The organism is Leifsonia sp. NPDC080035, assembly GCF_040050925.1.
GTDB lineage: Bacteria > Actinomycetota > Actinomycetes > Actinomycetales > Microbacteriaceae > Leifsonia.
In genome coordinates this window covers 2,940,846-2,955,621 of sequence record NZ_CP157390.1, presented here as the reverse complement: position 1 = coordinate 2,955,621, position 14,776 = coordinate 2,940,846, and the positions used below count along the sequence as shown (strand labels likewise).

Annotated in this window: 13 protein-coding genes; 3 read left to right on the top strand and 10 right to left on the bottom strand. The window is 70.9% G+C overall.

Annotated features, from left to right (window positions below; genetic code table 11):
• Positions 1-22: 22 nt before the first annotated feature.
• Entirely contained in the window at positions 23-1,414 is a 1,392-nt protein-coding gene (locus AAME72_RS14320; RefSeq protein ID WP_348787225.1) for an FAD-linked oxidase C-terminal domain-containing protein, read from the bottom strand.
• Between the two features lie 104 nt (positions 1,415-1,518).
• Between AAME72_RS14320 and AAME72_RS14315 the strand changes: the two genes are divergently transcribed.
• Both AAME72_RS14315 and AAME72_RS14310 read left to right on the top strand, forming a co-directional pair.
• Entirely contained in the window at positions 1,519-3,012 is a 1,494-nt protein-coding gene (locus AAME72_RS14315; protein ID WP_348787224.1) for an AlkA N-terminal domain-containing protein, read from the top strand.
• A 10-nt stretch (positions 3,013-3,022) separates the two neighbouring features.
• Positions 3,023-3,784, top strand: a complete 762-nt coding sequence (locus tag AAME72_RS14310; RefSeq protein WP_348787223.1) for a glycosyltransferase family 2 protein — start codon at positions 3,023-3,025, stop codon at positions 3,782-3,784.
• Between the two features lie 281 nt (positions 3,785-4,065).
• Here AAME72_RS14310 and AAME72_RS14305 read toward each other — a convergent pair whose 3' ends face one another.
• From AAME72_RS14305 to AAME72_RS14275, 7 genes are all read right to left on the bottom strand, one after another.
• On the bottom strand, positions 4,066-4,977 hold the full coding sequence (locus AAME72_RS14305) for an alpha/beta hydrolase (RefSeq protein ID WP_348787222.1): 912 nt from the start codon (positions 4,975-4,977) through the stop codon (positions 4,066-4,068).
• Between the two features lie 56 nt (positions 4,978-5,033).
• On the bottom strand, positions 5,034-5,909 hold the full coding sequence (locus AAME72_RS14300) for a fumarylacetoacetate hydrolase family protein (RefSeq protein WP_348787221.1): 876 nt from the start codon (positions 5,907-5,909) through the stop codon (positions 5,034-5,036).
• A gap of 96 nt (positions 5,910-6,005) precedes the next feature.
• The gene (locus AAME72_RS14295; protein ID WP_348790141.1) at positions 6,006-7,529 is read right to left on the bottom strand and encodes an aspartate ammonia-lyase; all 1,524 of its coding nucleotides are present in this window, start codon (positions 7,527-7,529) and stop codon (positions 6,006-6,008) included.
• 174 nt (positions 7,530-7,703) lie between these two features.
• The gene (locus AAME72_RS14290) at positions 7,704-9,101 is read right to left on the bottom strand and encodes an aldehyde dehydrogenase family protein (protein WP_348787220.1); all 1,398 of its coding nucleotides are present in this window, start codon (positions 9,099-9,101) and stop codon (positions 7,704-7,706) included.
• 21 nt (positions 9,102-9,122) lie between these two features.
• Positions 9,123-9,806: a tRNA (guanosine(46)-N7)-methyltransferase TrmB gene (trmB, locus tag AAME72_RS14285; RefSeq protein WP_348787219.1), complete on the bottom strand. Its 684-nt coding sequence runs from the start codon at positions 9,804-9,806 to the stop codon at positions 9,123-9,125.
• 24 nt (positions 9,807-9,830) lie between these two features.
• Complete coding sequence (locus AAME72_RS14280) at positions 9,831-10,157, bottom strand: hypothetical protein (RefSeq protein ID WP_348787218.1); 327 nt, start codon at positions 10,155-10,157, stop codon at positions 9,831-9,833.
• 81 nt (positions 10,158-10,238) lie between these two features.
• The gene (locus AAME72_RS14275) at positions 10,239-11,699 is read right to left on the bottom strand and encodes an NCS2 family permease (RefSeq protein ID WP_348790140.1); all 1,461 of its coding nucleotides are present in this window, start codon (positions 11,697-11,699) and stop codon (positions 10,239-10,241) included.
• Between the two features lie 89 nt (positions 11,700-11,788).
• Here AAME72_RS14275 and AAME72_RS14270 point away from each other — a divergent pair, with 89 nt between their 5' ends.
• Positions 11,789-13,066: a solute carrier family 23 protein gene (locus AAME72_RS14270; RefSeq protein ID WP_348787217.1), complete on the top strand. Its 1,278-nt coding sequence runs from the start codon at positions 11,789-11,791 to the stop codon at positions 13,064-13,066.
• Positions 13,067-13,155: 89 nt separating this feature from the next.
• Here the strand turns inward: AAME72_RS14270 and AAME72_RS14265 are convergent, their stop codons facing one another.
• Both AAME72_RS14265 and AAME72_RS14260 read right to left on the bottom strand, forming a co-directional pair.
• A complete protein-coding gene (locus AAME72_RS14265) occupies positions 13,156-13,488 on the bottom strand; it encodes a peptidase (RefSeq protein WP_348787216.1) in 333 nt (110 codons plus the stop codon).
• Positions 13,485-14,699 (bottom strand): inorganic phosphate transporter, encoded by a 1,215-nt coding sequence (locus tag AAME72_RS14260; RefSeq protein WP_348787215.1) that lies wholly within the window; start codon positions 14,697-14,699, stop codon positions 13,485-13,487. The genes AAME72_RS14265 and AAME72_RS14260 overlap by 4 nt, the downstream gene beginning before the upstream one ends.
• Positions 14,700-14,776 lie beyond the last annotated feature (77 nt).

Genomic DNA, 14,776 nt, shown 5'->3' with positions numbered 1-14,776 from the left:
CCCCGCGCGCACCGGGCCGCGATCAGCCGAACACCTTGCCGGGGTTCAGGATGCCCAGCGGGTCGAACACCGACTTGAGCTTCACCTGCAGTTCGTAGGAATCGGGGCCGAGCTCCTCCGCGAGCCAGCGCCGCTTGAGCACGCCGACGCCGTGCTCGCCTGTGAGCGTGCCGCCGAGCTCGACCGCGACGCGGAAGAGGTCGCTCGCCGCGTCCCAGACGGTGGAGGCGACCTCCTCGCCGTCGTAGACGAAGTTCGGATGCAGGTTGCCGTCGCCCGCGTGGGCCACGGTCGGGATGGGGATGCCGTACCGCTCCGAGATCCGCTCGATCGCGTCGAACATCTCCGGCATCCTCGAGCGCGGAACCGCGACGTCCTCGATCAGGACGGTGCCGGTCGCCTCAAGCGCGGGGTGGAAGGCGCGGCGGATGGCGAGCAGCCGGTCACCCTCGTCCGCGTCGGCCGCGACGCGCACCGCTCCCCCGGTCTCCTCGATGAGCCGGCCGGCGGTCTCCGCGTCGGCGCCGGCGGTGGCTCCGTCGAACTGGACGAGCAGGTAGGCGGCGCCCTCGGACGCGCCGAACGCCTCCCGGATCGTCTCCTCCCCGAGGTAGGCCGCGATGCGCGCGAGCGCGCCCTCGTCGACGAGCTCCATGACAGCGGGCCTCAGCCGGGCGGCGGTCAGGCGGGCGGCGGCGGCCGCGCCGGCGCGAACGTCCGGGAACAGCGCGCCCAGCGTGCGCGGCTCCCCGGGCGGGATCGGCAGCGCGCGGACGGTGGCGCCGACGACGACGCCCAGCGTGCCCTCCGAGCCGACAAACAGCGCGGTGATGTCGTAGCCGGTCACACCCTTGACCGTGCGGTGCCCGGTGCTGATGAGCCGGCCGTCCGCCAGGACGACGTCGAGGGCGAGCACCGCCTCCCTCGTCACGCCGTACTTCGCGCACAGCAGGCCGCCCGCGTTGGTCGCGATGTTGCCGCCGATGGTCGAGATCGCCTTGCTGGCCGGATCCGGCGCGAAGAACAGGCCATACGGCTCCAGTGCCGCGTTCAGGTCGCCGTTCAGGACGCCGGGCTCGACGACCGCGAGCTGGTCCTCGGCGGAGATCTCGCGGATGCGGTCCATCCGGCTCAGGTCGAGCACGATGTCGCCGCCGGTGCCGTTCGCGCCGCCGGCCAGCCCGGTGCCCGCACCGCGCGGCACGACGCCCACCCGGAACTCGCTGGCCGCACGCATCGTCGCCTGGACGTGGCCGACGGTCGTCGCGTAGACGATGGCGAGCGGGACGCCGTCGGCGACCCAGCCCGACTTGTCGCCCCGCGCCGCGTCGAGCAGCTCCGGATCGGTGACGATGACCTCCGCCGCGGCCTCCGCGCCGCCCAGTGCCGCCGTGAGCCAGTCGATGACGTCCATGCTGTCACTCTGTCAGTCGCGGCCGATTCCGGGCAATCGGCCACGCCCGCGGTCATGTCCGTTTTCCGCTATCGGATGTCGGTGGCCGGTGTCAGGCTGGACGCATGACGAGCACCACCGACAAGCTGGCCGACCCGGTCTTCGCGGAGCGCTACCGGGCGATGAGCGCCCGCGACGCCCGGTTCGACGGCCAGTTCATCACCGGCGTTCACTCCACCGGCATCTACTGCCGGCCGAGCTGCCCCGCAGTGACACCGAAGCCGGGCAACGTCACGTTCTACCTGACCGCGGCGGCCGCGCACGAGGCGGGACTCCGCGCGTGCAAGCGCTGCCTGCCGGACGCCGTGCCGGGTTCCCCCGAGTGGAACGTGCGGGACGACCTGGCCGCGCGCGCCATGCGGCTGATCGCCGACGGCGAGGTCGAGCGCGAGGGCGTCCCCGGGCTCGCGAAGCGACTCGGCTACACCCCACGGCACCTCGGCCGGGTGCTCACCGCGGAACTCGGCGCGGGGCCGCTCGCGCTCGCCCGCGCGCACCGCGCGCAGACCGCCCGGCTGCTGCTGGCCGGCACCGACCTCCCGATCACCGATGTCGCGTTCGCCGCCGGGTTCACGAGCGTTCGCCAGTTCAACGAGACGATGGCGGAGGTGTACCACGTGACGCCCGGGGCCATCCGCGCCTCTGCACGCCGCCGACCCGCCGCGGCGCACGTCGAGGCGGGAGGCGCCGCGCTCACCCTGCGGCTGCCCGCGCGCGCCCCGTTCGATGGCGCATCGCTGCTCGGCTTCCTCTCGGCGCGCGCCGTGCCCGGCATGGAGACGGCGGGCGACGGAAGGACGTACTCCCGCGCCCTGCGACTCCCGCACGGTCCGGCGGTGGTGAGGCTCGCACTCTCCGGGACGCCGGAGGCCCCCGCGGTGGAGTGCGAGGCGGTGCTCGCCGACGTCGCCGACCTCGCGCCGCTCGTCGCGCGCGTCCGGCGTCTTCTGGACCTTGACGCGGACGCCACGGCGATCGACGAGGCGCTTGCGGCCGACCCGGCGCTCGCCCCCCTCGTCGCCGCGCGGCCGGGGCTCCGCGTCCCCGGCGCGGTGGACGCGGAGGAGATCGTCTTCCGAGCGCTGATCGGCCAGCAGATCTCCGTCGCCGCCGCCCGCACGGCGCTGTCACGGCTCACCGAGCAGCTCGGCGACCCGATCGACCTCGGCGGGTTCACCCGGCTGTTCCCCACCGCTGCGGCGATCGCCGAACACGGCAGGGAGGTGCTGCGCGGGCCCGCCAAGCGGATCGACGCGATCGTCGGCGTCGCCCAGGCGCTCGCCGACGGCAGCCTCGCCATCGACGTCGGCGAGTCCAGGGACGACCTGGAGAAGCGGCTGGTCGCACTGCCCGGCATCGGACCGTGGACGGCGGGGTACGTCGCCCTCCGTGTGCTCGGAAGCCCCGACATCCTGCTCACCGGCGATCTGGCGCTCCGGCAGGGCGCAGCGCGGCTGGGGCTCCCCGCGGAACCGCGCGCCCTCGCGGCGTACGGGGCGCGCTGGGCGCCGTGGCGCAGCTACGCCGGGATGCACTTGTGGAACGCCGTGGCAGCGTAGGATCGCAGTCGTGCCAACGATCACCGTCGTCATCCCCGCTCTCGACGACGCGGAGATGCTGCGGGCCTGCCTCGGCGATCTCGCCGCACAGCTGCGCCCGGCCGACGAGATCATCGTGGTCGACAACGGCAGCACGGACGACACCGCAGCGGTCGCGCGGGCCGCGGGCGCGACGGTGATCGAGCAGCCCGTCCGCGGCATCTGGCCGGCCGCCGCTACGGGGTACGACGCCGCATCCGGGGACATCATCGCCCGGCTGGATGCGGACTCCCGCCCACCGGTCGACTGGCTGCTGCACCTCGAAGCCGAGTTCGTCGACGATCCGGACATGGGCGTGCTCACCGGTCCCGGCGTCTTCTACGACGGCAACACCGTGATCGCCGGCCTCGGCCAGGTGCTGTACATCGGCGGCTACTTCTGGGCCATGGAGATCTGGCTCGGGCATCCGCCGATCTTCGGCTCGAACTTCGCCATGCGGCGCGCGGTGTGGCATGGCGTCCGCGACCGTGTGCACAGCGGGATGCGCGAGGTGCACGACGACCTCGACCTCGCATTCCACCTCGACCCCGGTGTCGTCGTCCGTTACGACGAGCGGCTCACGGTCGGGATCTCTGCCCGGCCGTTCTCGACCTGGCGCGGCTTCGGCCGGCGCCTGCGCTGGGCGTACACCACCCTGCGCATGCACCTGCCCGAGGAGTCGCCGTGGCGCCGCCGCGCCGCCCGCCGGCGCTGGGACGAGGAGCACTCCGCGGAGGCACCGGGCGTCGCCTAGCGGCTGTCCCTCGCGAAATCACGGACGGGAACGGAGGACACCTGCCTCGATGCGCTGCGGTCACTCCTCTCCCTTCCGACATTAGGCGGCGCGTCGCACGGTCGCGTCCTCCCTTCCCGCCCGCGCCGGCAACGGAGGAGTTTCGACCCCGAGACCCGCGGCTCGTCGGAAACGGAGGACATCGCGACCCGATGTACCGCGGATCTCCTCCCTCACCGTCATGGGACCGGCTCACGGGAATCAGCATCCCGGCCCGTTCACGATGGGACGAGGAAGGGGGCCTAGCGGCGGGCGTCGCCCGTGCGGAACAGGGCGACCATGTCACGACCGAGCTGGTGCGGGGCCGTCTCGCACGGGCTGTGCCCGGTGCGGTACACGGCCAGCCGGGCGCCGAGGCTCTCCGCGTTCGCCGCGTGCAGGTGGGTCGGCCACAGGTCGTGGTCGCCGGTGGCGACGAGGATCGGGATGCCGCTGGCGGCGACCGCCTCGCGCACGTCCGGCACGCGCCGCATGAGCCCGACGATGTCGTCCACGCTGGAACGGCGGGTCTTCTCGAACCGGGAGCGGACGAACGCAAGGCGGCTCGGGGGGACCTTGTTCTTGTTGGTGACGATGCCCCAGATCATCAGGCTCGCGCCCTGGCGTCCGCCCAGGAACCAGCTGAGCCAGCCGATGATCCGCACGCCCCGGAACGCCTGCCCCGGCTCCGGCGGCGTCGTCAGCAGGGTGAGGGTGCGGAACAGGTCCGGGCGCTCGACGAGGGCGAGCTGCGCCAGGATGCCGGCGAACGAGTAGCCGAGCACATGAGCAGGGCCGCCGTCGGCCAGGAACGCGAGGAAGTCGGCCACGAGGAGCTCGTAGGTGTAGTGGCCGCCCGGCACCGGGCCGGCGTCGGCGGACTCGTACTGGCCCGCGAGGTCGTAGCTCTGCACGTAGTAGCCGGCCGCGACCAGGATCGGCGCCAGCAGGTAGAAGTCCTCCTTGGACCCGGTCACGCCGGGGACGAGCACGACCCGGGGGTCGGCCGGGTCGCCAAGCGACGCGACCGCGAGCTCGCCGCTCGGCGCGCGGAAGCGCGAGAAGACGGCACCGACCGGTGCGATGGACCAGTCGATGTCGGGCAGGCCCGCATCCAGGCGCGCCGCATCGTCGTCGCCTCCCGCGACCCCGGGCCGCCGCTCGCCGATGGACATGCCTTCACGCTAGCCGACCGCGCGCGCGAATGCCGACACGAGGTCCGCGCGAGGGATCAGGTGACGCGGCAGTAGGTGGTGAGGTAGCCGATGCCGCCGATCGAGACGGTGACCGTCGAGCGGTCCTTCAGGAAGATCGGCGGCGTGCGCGAGTAGCCGGCGCCGCCGGGGCTCCCCGTCGAGATCAGGGTGCCGGGCTGGATGGTCGCCGAACGCGAGAGGAACTCGATGATCTCCGCGACCGAGCGGACCATGTCGGCGGTCGAGGCGTCCTGCAGGATCGCCCCGTCCACGTTCGTCGTCAGCCAGAGGTCCTGCGGGTCGGCGATCTCGTCGGCGGTGACCACGACCGGTCCGTTCGGTGTGAAGCCGTCGAACGACTTGCAGCGCGACCACTGCGCCTCGGAGAACTGCAGATCGCGCGCCGTGATGTCGTTGACGACGGTGTAGCCCCACACGTAGTCCAGCGCGTCGCGCACGGACACGTTGCGGGCGGGCTTGCCGATGATGACGCCCAGCTCCGCCTCGTAGTCGACCTGGGTGGTGAGGTCCTCCGGCCAGGAGGTGGTGCCGCCGTGCCCGGCGAGCGAGTTCGGCCAGAGCGAGAACACGGTCGCGGCCTTCTCGCTGCGGAGCTTCAGCTCCGAGGCGTGGGCGGCGTAGTTCGCCCCGATCGCGATCACCTGAGGCGGACGCAGCACCGCGGACGCGTGCCGGAGTTCGTGCACGGGCACCAGCGGCGTACGCGCGGCGACGGCACGGTCGACGAACGCACGCACCTCGGCGAGGGCATCGTCCCCCTGCTCGATCAGGTCCTGGAGGTCGCGCGGCGCATCGGGCATCACGTCATCCAGGAAGAGCGCCCCGTCGCCGATGACGGCGGCGAGGCGAGGGGTCGAATCGGGGGTCGTGCTCAGGTGCGAGAATCTCACATCCACCAACCTATCGGCGTCGTACGGGGGGAGTCGAAAAGCCGCCGGCGTGAGCGCGCCGCCGGACGCTGTGCGCGTCCGGCGGCGACCGTCGTGCTATTCAGCGGCCTTGTCCGGCTCGATGACCGGGATGGCCGTGGTGACCGCCTCAAGGCCGCTCAGGCGGGCCGGAGACAGCAGGTGCATGACCTCGTCGCGGCTCATCAGCTTCGCCTCGACGACGAGATCGGCCACATTGCGACCGGTCAGCAGAGCGGACTTCGCGAGCGCGGCCGCGGCGGCGTAGCCGATGTGCGGCGTGAGGGCGGTGATGACGCCGACCGAGGAGCCGACCATGGCGCCGAGGCGCTCCTCGTTGGCCGTGATGCCGTCGACGCAGTTCACGCGCAGCGTGTGGAAGCCCTGCGCCATCCAGGTGATGCTCTGCAGCAGCGAGTGCGCGATCACCGGCTCGAACGCGTTCAGCTGGAGCTGGCCGCCCTCTGCGGCCATCGTGACGGTGACATCGGCACCGGCGACCGAGAACGCGACCTGGTTGACGACCTCCGGGATGACCGGGTTCACCTTGCCCGGCATGATGCTGGAACCGGCCTGGCGGGCGGGCAGGTTGATCTCGCCGAGACCCGCCTGGGGGCCGCTGGAGAGCAGGCGCAGGTCGTTGCAGATCTTGGACAGCTTGATCGCGCTGCGCTTCAAGGACCCGGAGAACGACATGAAGGCGCCCGCGTCGCTGGTGGACTCGATGAGGTCGGGGGCGGTCTCCAGGTTCAGACCGGTGATCAGGTTGAGGTGCTTGACCGCCGCGGCGGAGTAGCCGGGGTCCGCGGTGATGCCGGTGCCGATCGCGGTGGCGCCGAGGTTGATCTCCGCGAGCAGCCACTTGGTCTCGGTGAGCCGGGCGTGGTCCTCGGTGAGCGTGGTGGCGAAGCCGTGGAACTCCTGGCCGAGCGTCATCGGCACCGCGTCCTGCAGCTGGGTGCGGCCGACCTTGAGGATGTGCCGGAACTGCTCGCCCTTGGCCGCGAAGGAGTCGCGCAGCAGCGCCAGCTCGTCGAGCAGGTGGCCGAGTGCGAAGGTGAGGGCGATCTTGATCGCGGTCGGGTACGTGTCGTTCGTGCTCTGGCTGCGGTTGACGTCGTCGATCGGGCTCATGAACCGGTACTCGCCCTTGGCGTGGCCGTCGAGCTCCAGCGCGACGTTCGCGATGACCTCGTTCGCGTTCATGTTGGTCGAGGTGCCCGCGCCGCCCTGCATGACGCCGACGACGAACTGGTCGTGGTAGCGCCCGTCGATGATGAGCTGGCAGGCGCGGTCGATGAGGTCGGCCTTGTGCGCATCCAGCACGCCGATCTCGAGGTTGGCGCGGGCGGCGGCCTGCTTGACGCTCGCCAGCGCGACGATCAGGTCGGGGTAGACGGAGATGGGGCGCTTGGCGATCGGGAAGTTCTCGAGGGCGCGCGAGGTGTGCACGCCCCAGTAGGCGTCGGCGGGGATCTCGCGGCTGCCGAGCGAGTCGGTCTCGGTGCGGGTCTGCCTGCCGTCGGCGCTGGGGGTCGGGACGTCGGAGACGTTCTCGGATGCGTCGATCACGGGGATGGGGGTCGTCTTGGGTTCGTCCATCGTTGCTGTGGATTCCACGGTTGGCACCGTTGCCTCTCGTTGTGCGTTGGCGTGCGTTCGACGGCGGTTCGTGGCTGCCGCCAATGCGACACTACCCCCGCTTGCGCCGCCCGGAATGTACGTCATGTACGGGATCCGCGACGGTGTTCGCCACCGTGTCGATTACGGGCGGACTCAGCCCAGCTTGCGCAGCAGGCCGCGCGCGAACCGGTCCTTCGCCTCGGTGTACGGCGGGTAGATCAGCTGCAGCGTGTCCGGCTTGAGCGCCTTGGACAGCACCGCCTTCTCGTGGCTGAAGGTCCGCAGCGACCGCTCGCCGTGGTACGCGCCCGCACCGCTCTCCCCCACCCCGCCGAACGGCAGCCCGGCGACCGCGAGGTGCGCGGCGGGGACGCCGAAGCCGACGGCGCCCGAGCTGGTCTCGGTCAGGATGCGGCGCTTCACCGCCGCGCGCTCGGTGAAGACGTAGAGGGCGAGCGGCTTGTCGCCGGAGCGGATGAAGCGGATGGCGTCGTCCAGGTCGTCGACGGTGACGATCGGGAGCACCGGCCCGAAGATCTCCTCGCTCATCGCCGGCGCGTCCCGGGGGACGTCGACCAGGACCGTCGGCGCGATGTAGCGGGCGGACGCGTCGCGCTCGCCGCCTGTCGCGGTCGTCCCCGACCCGAGCATCCCGGTCAGGCGCTCGAACTGGCGGTCGTTGACGATGCGGCCGTAGTCCGGGCTCTGCGCGGGGTCGGCGCCGTACAGATCCCGAACCGCGTCCGTCAGCGCCGCCGCGAGCGGACCCGCGACCGACCGCGGCGCGAGGATGTAGTCGGGCGCGACGCAGGTCTGGCCGGCGTTCATGAACTTGCCCCAGGCGATGCGGCGGGCGGTGGCGGCGAGGTCGACCGAGTCGTCGACGTAGACCGGCGACTTGCCGCCGAGCTCCAGCGTCACCGGAGTCAGGTGTTCGACCGCTGCGGCGGCGACGATGCGGCCGACCCGGCCGTTGCCGGTGTAGAAGATGTGGTCCCAGCGCTCGGCGAGCAGGGCGGTCGTCTCCTCGACGCCGCCCTCGACGACGGCGACCGCACGCCGATCCAAGTACTCCGGGACGAGCCGCGCCATCGCGGCCGACGTAGCAGGCGCGAGCTCGCTCGGCTTCAGCACGACCGCGTTGCCCGCGGCCAGCGCACCGACGAGCGGAGCGAGCAGCAGCTGGACGGGGTAGTTCCACGGCGCGATCACCAGCACGACGCCGACAGGCTCGAGCACCGTGGAGGCGCGCGCAGGCAGCAGCGCGCCGGGAACGCTCACCCGGCGCGGCCGCAGCCAGCGCCGCAGGTGCCTGCGCACGTGGTCGATCTCGCCGACGACGAAGCCGATCTCGGCGATCTGCGACTCGGTCGGATTCTTGGCGAGGTCGGCCAGCAGCGCGTCCTCGAACTCCGCAGCGCGCTCGGTGAGCATCCTGCGCAGCGCGTCCAGCTGGCCGAGGCGCCAGGAGAGCGGCTTGGTGACGCCGCGATCGAACGCGGTGCGGAGGGCGTCTGCGGTCTGCGGGATGACGGCGGCGTCGGGGCTCATGCGCCCATCCTAGGGACGGGATCAGGCGCGCGGGCGGTACTCCAGGTCGAAGATCGCGTGTCCCAGCTTCTCGCCGCGGCGCTCGAACTTGGTGACCGGCCGGGACTCCGGGCGCGGGATGAACGCACCGGCGCCCGCCGCGTTCACCAGGGCCGGCTCCGCGTCGAGCACCGCGAGCATGTGCTCGGCGTACGGCTCCCAGTCGGTGGCGAGGCGCAGCACGCCGTCGCTCGCGAGGGCGCGGACCAGCAGCCGGACGACGTCCGGCTGGATGAGCCGACGGCGGTGATGCCTGGCCTTGGGCCACGGGTCGGGGAAGAAGACGAGGATCTCGTCGATGCTGCCCGCTGCAAGGCCCCGCTCGAACACCTCGACGGCGTCGTGCCGCACGAGCCGGATGTTGCCGAGCCCGCGCTCGTTCATCGCGGCGAGCACCCGGCCGATCCCGGCGCCGTGCACCTCGATGCCGAGGAAGTCGCGCTCGGGATGCCGCTCGGCGAGTGCGAGGAGGTTCTCACCGTTGCCGAAGCCGATCTCCACGGTCCGCGGGGCGGAACGGCCGAACCGGGCGTCGAGGTCGAGGGTCGAGCCGTCGAAGTCGACGCCGAACGCGGGCCAGAACTCGTCGATGGCCCGCTGCTGCGCTTCGGTCTTCCTGCCGCGCACGACGAAGCTGCGCGGCCGGACGAGAGGGGTGGGTTCCATCCCTCCATTCTCGCAGGAGGCGGATCAGAGGAACGCGAACGGCAGGAAGGCGAGGCCGACGCCGATCCCGGCCAAGGCGAACAGCAGGCCGACGATCACGCCGGCGAGCATCACGGCGTTCAGGACGACGCCCCAGATCGCGAAGGTGCGGCCGCCCGGCTCGCGGCCGAGCGCCATGGCGCCGATCACGATGCCGGCGACGGGGGCGAGGAACGTCCAGCCGAAGACGATGGACGCGAGGCCCAGCACGAAGCTCGTGATGCTGAGCGGACGGGACGGCGCCGCCGCGGGGACGGCGCCCGGGGTGCCGGGCGCGGTGTACGGGTTCTGGTGTGCGGTGCTGGTGGTCATGCATCCAGTCAAGCCGCGACGGATGCCCGATGGCATCCGGGTAACCCCCGGATCGGATCAGGGGTCACCCGGAGCCGATGGTCAGTGCGGGAGCAGCGCCTCGATCGGACCGCGCGCGAAGTACACCAGGAAGCCGACGGCGACGATCCAGAGCAGCGGGCTGATCTCGCGCGCCTTGCCCGCGAGCGAGCGGATGAGCACCCAGCTGATGAAGCCCACGCCGATGCCGTTCGCGATCGAGTAGGTCAGCGGCATGACGATGATCGTGAGGAACACCGGAAGCGTGGACGAGAACTCGTGGAAGTCGATGTGCCGGATCTGCACCACCATCAGCGCACCGACGATGACGAGCGCAGCGGCGGCGACCTCGGAGGGCACCACCTGGGTCAGCGGGGTGAAGAACATCGCGAGCAGGAACAGCGCGCCGGTGATGACGCTGGCGAAGCCGGTCTTCGCCCCCTCTCCGATGCCGGACGCCGACTCGACGAACACCGTGTTGGAGGACGCGGACGTGCCACCGCCGACGACGGCGCCGACGCCCTCCACGATGAGCGCGGACTGCAGGCGCGGGAACGTGCCGTCCTCGTTCGCCAGCCCTGCGCTGCGGGCCAGGCCGGTCATCGAGCCCATCGCGTCGAAGAAGTTCGTGAAGACGAGCGTGAAGATCAGCATGACGGCGGCAAGGGCGCCGATCCGGCCGAACGAGCCGAAGAGGTCCACCTGGCCGACCAGGCTGAGGTCCGGCAGGCTCACGAGCGAGGTGGGAAGCTGCGGGACCGTCAGGTTCCAGCCGTTCGGGTTCTTCGGGCCGGAGCCGCCGATGTGGAAGACCGCCTCGGCGATGATCGCGACGATCGTCGCCGCCACGATCCCGATGAGCAGCGCGCCCTTGACCTTGCGGGCCATGAGCACGCCCATGATGACCAGGGCGACCAGGAAGACGAGCGTCGGCACCGTGGCGATCGACCCGGACTCGCCGAGCTGGACGGGCGGCGACGACAGGTTGGTGCTGCGCACGAAGCCGCTGTCGACGAAGCCGATGAAGGCGATGAAGAGGCCGATGCCGACCGTGATCGCGGTCTTCAGCTGCGGCGGCACCGCGTTGAAGATCAGGCGGCGCAAGCCCGTGGCCGCCAGCAGCACGATGATGAGGCCGTTGATGACGACGAGGCCCATCGCCTCCTGCCAGGTGAGCACCTTGACAACGTTCACCGCGAGGAAGGAGTTGATGCCGAGGCCGGCCGCGAACGCGAACGGCAGCCGGGCGATGAGGCCGAACAGCACGGTCATCACCCCGGCGCTCAGCGCGGTGACCGCGGCGACCTGCTGGCCCTGCAGCGAGTGGCCGGTGACGTCCGGCGTCCCCCCGAGGATCAGCGGGTTCAGGATGACGATGTACGCCATGGTGACGAACGTCAGGACGCCACCGCGAACCTCCGTCGCCCAGGTCGTGCCGCGTTTGGTGATCTCGAAGAACGCGTCGAGGCGGCCCTTGGCAGTCGGCGCGGTGGTCGGTGCGGAAATGATCGTCTCCCGTAGTATCTCTGAGGGCTTGGGCGGCGCGACGCGCCGGACACCAGCCCGATTCCCATCAATACAATACGGCCCATCTGGACACGATAAGGACGCGAATGGCCCTGCCCTGGAAGCTGCACGGAGACGGTAAGAAGGTCGGGGCCCACGAGATCGTGCTGCCCGGCGAACGGCTGACCTGGCCGCGGACGATCGGCCTGGGCGCCCAGCACGTCGTCGCCATGTTCGGCGCGACGTTCCTGGTCCCGCTGCTGACCGGCTTCCCGCCGAGCACGACGCTGCTGTTCTCCGGTGTCGGCACCATCCTGTTCCTGCTGATCACGCGCAACAAGCTGCCGAGCTACCTCGGCTCGTCGTTCGCGTTCATCGTGCCCATCGTGGCGGCGACGAAATCGCACGGGATGTCGTCCGCCCTGTTCGGCATCGTCGCGACCGGCGTGCTGCTGGCGATCGTCGGACTCATCGTGATCGCGACCGGCACCCGCTGGATCGACGCGCTCATGCCGCCGGTGGTCGCGGGCGCGATCGTCGCCCTCATCGGCTTCAACCTGGCGCCGGCGGCGAAGAACAACTTCATGCAGGCGCCCGTGACGGCGCTGGTCACGCTGGCCGCCGTCATCCTCTGCACGGCGCTGTTCCGCGGCATGCTCGGGCGGCTGTCGATCTTCCTCGGCGTCGCAGTCGGGTACGTCTTCGCCTGTCTCGTCGGCGAGGTGGACTTCGCCAAGGTCGCCGCGGCGCCGTGGATCGGCCTCCCGCAGTTCACCCTGCCGGCGAACCCGTTCACCGCTCCGGCGTCCACCTGGGGCATCCTGCCCGCGTTCCTGCCGGTCGTGCTGGTGCTGATCGCGGAGAACGTCGGTCACATCCGCGGCGTCGCCCAGCTCACCGATCCGTCGGTCAACCGCCTGACCGGCCGCGCGCTGTTCGCCGACGGCCTGGCGACGACCGTCGCCGGCTTCTTCGGCGGCTCCGGCACGACCACGTACGGCGAGAACATCGGCGTGATGGCGGCGACCAGGGTCTACTCGACGGCCGCGTATTGGGTGGCCGGCGCCGTCGCCGTGCTGCTCGGGCTCTCCCCCAAGATCGGCGCGGTGATCAACACCATCCCGGCCGGCGTGCTCGGCGGCGTCACCACCGCCCTGTACGGCCTGATCGGCATCATCGGCGTGAAGATCTGGCTGGACAACAAGGTGGACTTCTCGCGCCCTGTCAACCAGTTCACCGCGGCGACGGCGCTCATCATCGGCATCGGCGACTTCACCCTGAACCTCGGCCAGCTGACGTTCAACGGCATCGCGCTCGGCGCGATCGCGGCGATCGTGGTCTACCACGTCATGAACGGCATCGCCCGGGCGCGCAAGACCGCGTAGCCGTCACCATCCGTTCCGGAGTTCTTCACGCGCCACGCCGCGCGCAGGCGTGAAGAACTCCGGAACGGACGGCGAGGAACGGCCGCGGGCTACTGGTGGAAGTACGGGATGATCAGGTACAGGCCGTAGAGGACGGCGACGCCGCAGAGCACGAAGCACGCGTACGCGCCCGTCAGCGCGGCGCGCTTCTGGCCGTCGCTCAGCGGGTTCTTGCGGCGCGCCTTGTCCGCCTTCTTCTGCGCCTTCGCCGCCTGCTCCGGCGTGATGACGGTGATCGCGTCCGTGAACTCGACGGGCTCGACGAACAGCGCGCGTCCGGCGACGGCGAGCAGGCGCGTCCCGAGGGCGTAGAACGTCACGACGACGCAGGAGCCGATGAGCGCCGCCGCGAACACGGTCAGGAACGAGAACACGGCGCTCATGCCGACCTCCTCTTCTCGCGCTGCTTCTTCAGCGGCTTGACCTTCTTGATCTTGACCACGCGGCCGGACGCGGCGACCTCGCTCTGACCCTGGACGGGCACGGGGACCGCCGTGTCCGCGCTGGAGACGCGGTTGCGGCGCGCACGCCAGAAGATGAACGCGACGATCGCGACGCCGACGACGGTGTCGATGAGGATGCCGATCGGCCCGAGGATCGCGATCAGCGCGGCGACCGCGCCCACGATCCCGGCGGCAGGAAGCGTCAGCACCCAGCCGATCGCGATGCGGCCTGCCGTCCCCCAGCGCACCGAGGATCCGCGGCGGCCGAGCCCGGAGCCGATGACGGAGCCGGAGGCGACCTGCGTCGTCGAGAGCGCGAAGCCGAGGTGGCTGGAGGCGAGGATGGTCGCGGCCGTGCTGGTCTCCGCCGCGAAGCCCTGCGCCGGCTTGACCTCGGTCAGGCCCCGGCCGAGCGTGCGGATGATGCGCCAGCCGCCCGAGTAGGTGCCGATCGCGATCGCGAGCGCACAGGCGACGACGACCCACAGCTCGGGACCGGATCCCGCCTCCTGCATGCCGGCGGCGATCAGGGTGAGTGTGATGACGCCCATCGTCTTCTGCGCGTCATTCGTGCCGTGCGAGAGCGCGACGAGCGACGACGAGAAGATCTGGCCGTAGCGGAAGCCGCCACGGCCGTCGGGACGGCCGTCATAGCGCCGGGTGATCCAGTAGGCGAGCTTGGTGGCGCAGTACGCCACGACGCCCGCCGTGAACGGGGCGATCACCGCGGGCAGCACGACCTTGTTCAGCACGACGAGGAAGTTCACGGAGCCGAACCCGGCGCCGACGATGGCCGCGCCGATCAGGCCGCCGAAGAGCGCATGGCTGGACGAGGACGGAAGCCCGAACAGCCAGGTCACCATGTTCCAGACGATCGCGCCGACCAGGCCGGCGAAGATCATCTCCGGGGTGATCTGCACCCCGCCGGATCCTTCGTTGATGATCCCGCCGGAGATCGTCTGGGCGACCTCGGTGGAGAGGAACGCTCCGATCAGGTTCAGGACCGCCGCCAGCGCGACCGCGACCTTGGGGCGCATGGCGCCCGTCGCGATCGGCGTCGCCATCGCGTTCGCGGTGTCGTGGAAGCCGTTCGTGAAGTCGAAGAAGAGGGCCAGCGCGATGACCAGCACGACGATGAGGGTGAGATCCACCGGTTTCTTTCTCGTGTGGAAGACGGGACATCCCGATCGAATCATTCATCGGGAGTTCATGCGAGGGGGCTGGTGTT

Excerpts from the sequence above, each read along its gene's own strand:
- AAME72_RS14320 (WP_348787225.1), bottom strand. The coding sequence starts at position 1,414 with ATGGACGTCATCGACTGGCTCACGGCGGCACTGGGCGGCGCGGAGGCC.
- AAME72_RS14315 (WP_348787224.1), top strand. The coding sequence starts at position 1,519 with ATGACGAGCACCACCGACAAGCTGGCCGACCCGGTCTTCGCGGAGCGC.
- AAME72_RS14305 (WP_348787222.1), bottom strand. The coding sequence starts at position 4,977 with ATGTCCATCGGCGAGCGGCGGCCCGGGGTCGCGGGAGGCGACGACGAT.
- AAME72_RS14295 (WP_348790141.1), bottom strand. The coding sequence starts at position 7,529 with ATGGACGAACCCAAGACGACCCCCATCCCCGTGATCGACGCATCCGAG.
- AAME72_RS14290 (WP_348787220.1), bottom strand. The coding sequence starts at position 9,101 with ATGAGCCCCGACGCCGCCGTCATCCCGCAGACCGCAGACGCCCTCCGC.
- trmB (WP_348787219.1), bottom strand. The coding sequence starts at position 9,806 with ATGGAACCCACCCCTCTCGTCCGGCCGCGCAGCTTCGTCGTGCGCGGC.
- AAME72_RS14280 (WP_348787218.1), bottom strand. The coding sequence starts at position 10,157 with ATGACCACCAGCACCGCACACCAGAACCCGTACACCGCGCCCGGCACC.
- AAME72_RS14270 (WP_348787217.1), top strand. The coding sequence starts at position 11,789 with ATGGCCCTGCCCTGGAAGCTGCACGGAGACGGTAAGAAGGTCGGGGCC.
- AAME72_RS14265 (WP_348787216.1), bottom strand. The coding sequence starts at position 13,488 with ATGAGCGCCGTGTTCTCGTTCCTGACCGTGTTCGCGGCGGCGCTCATC.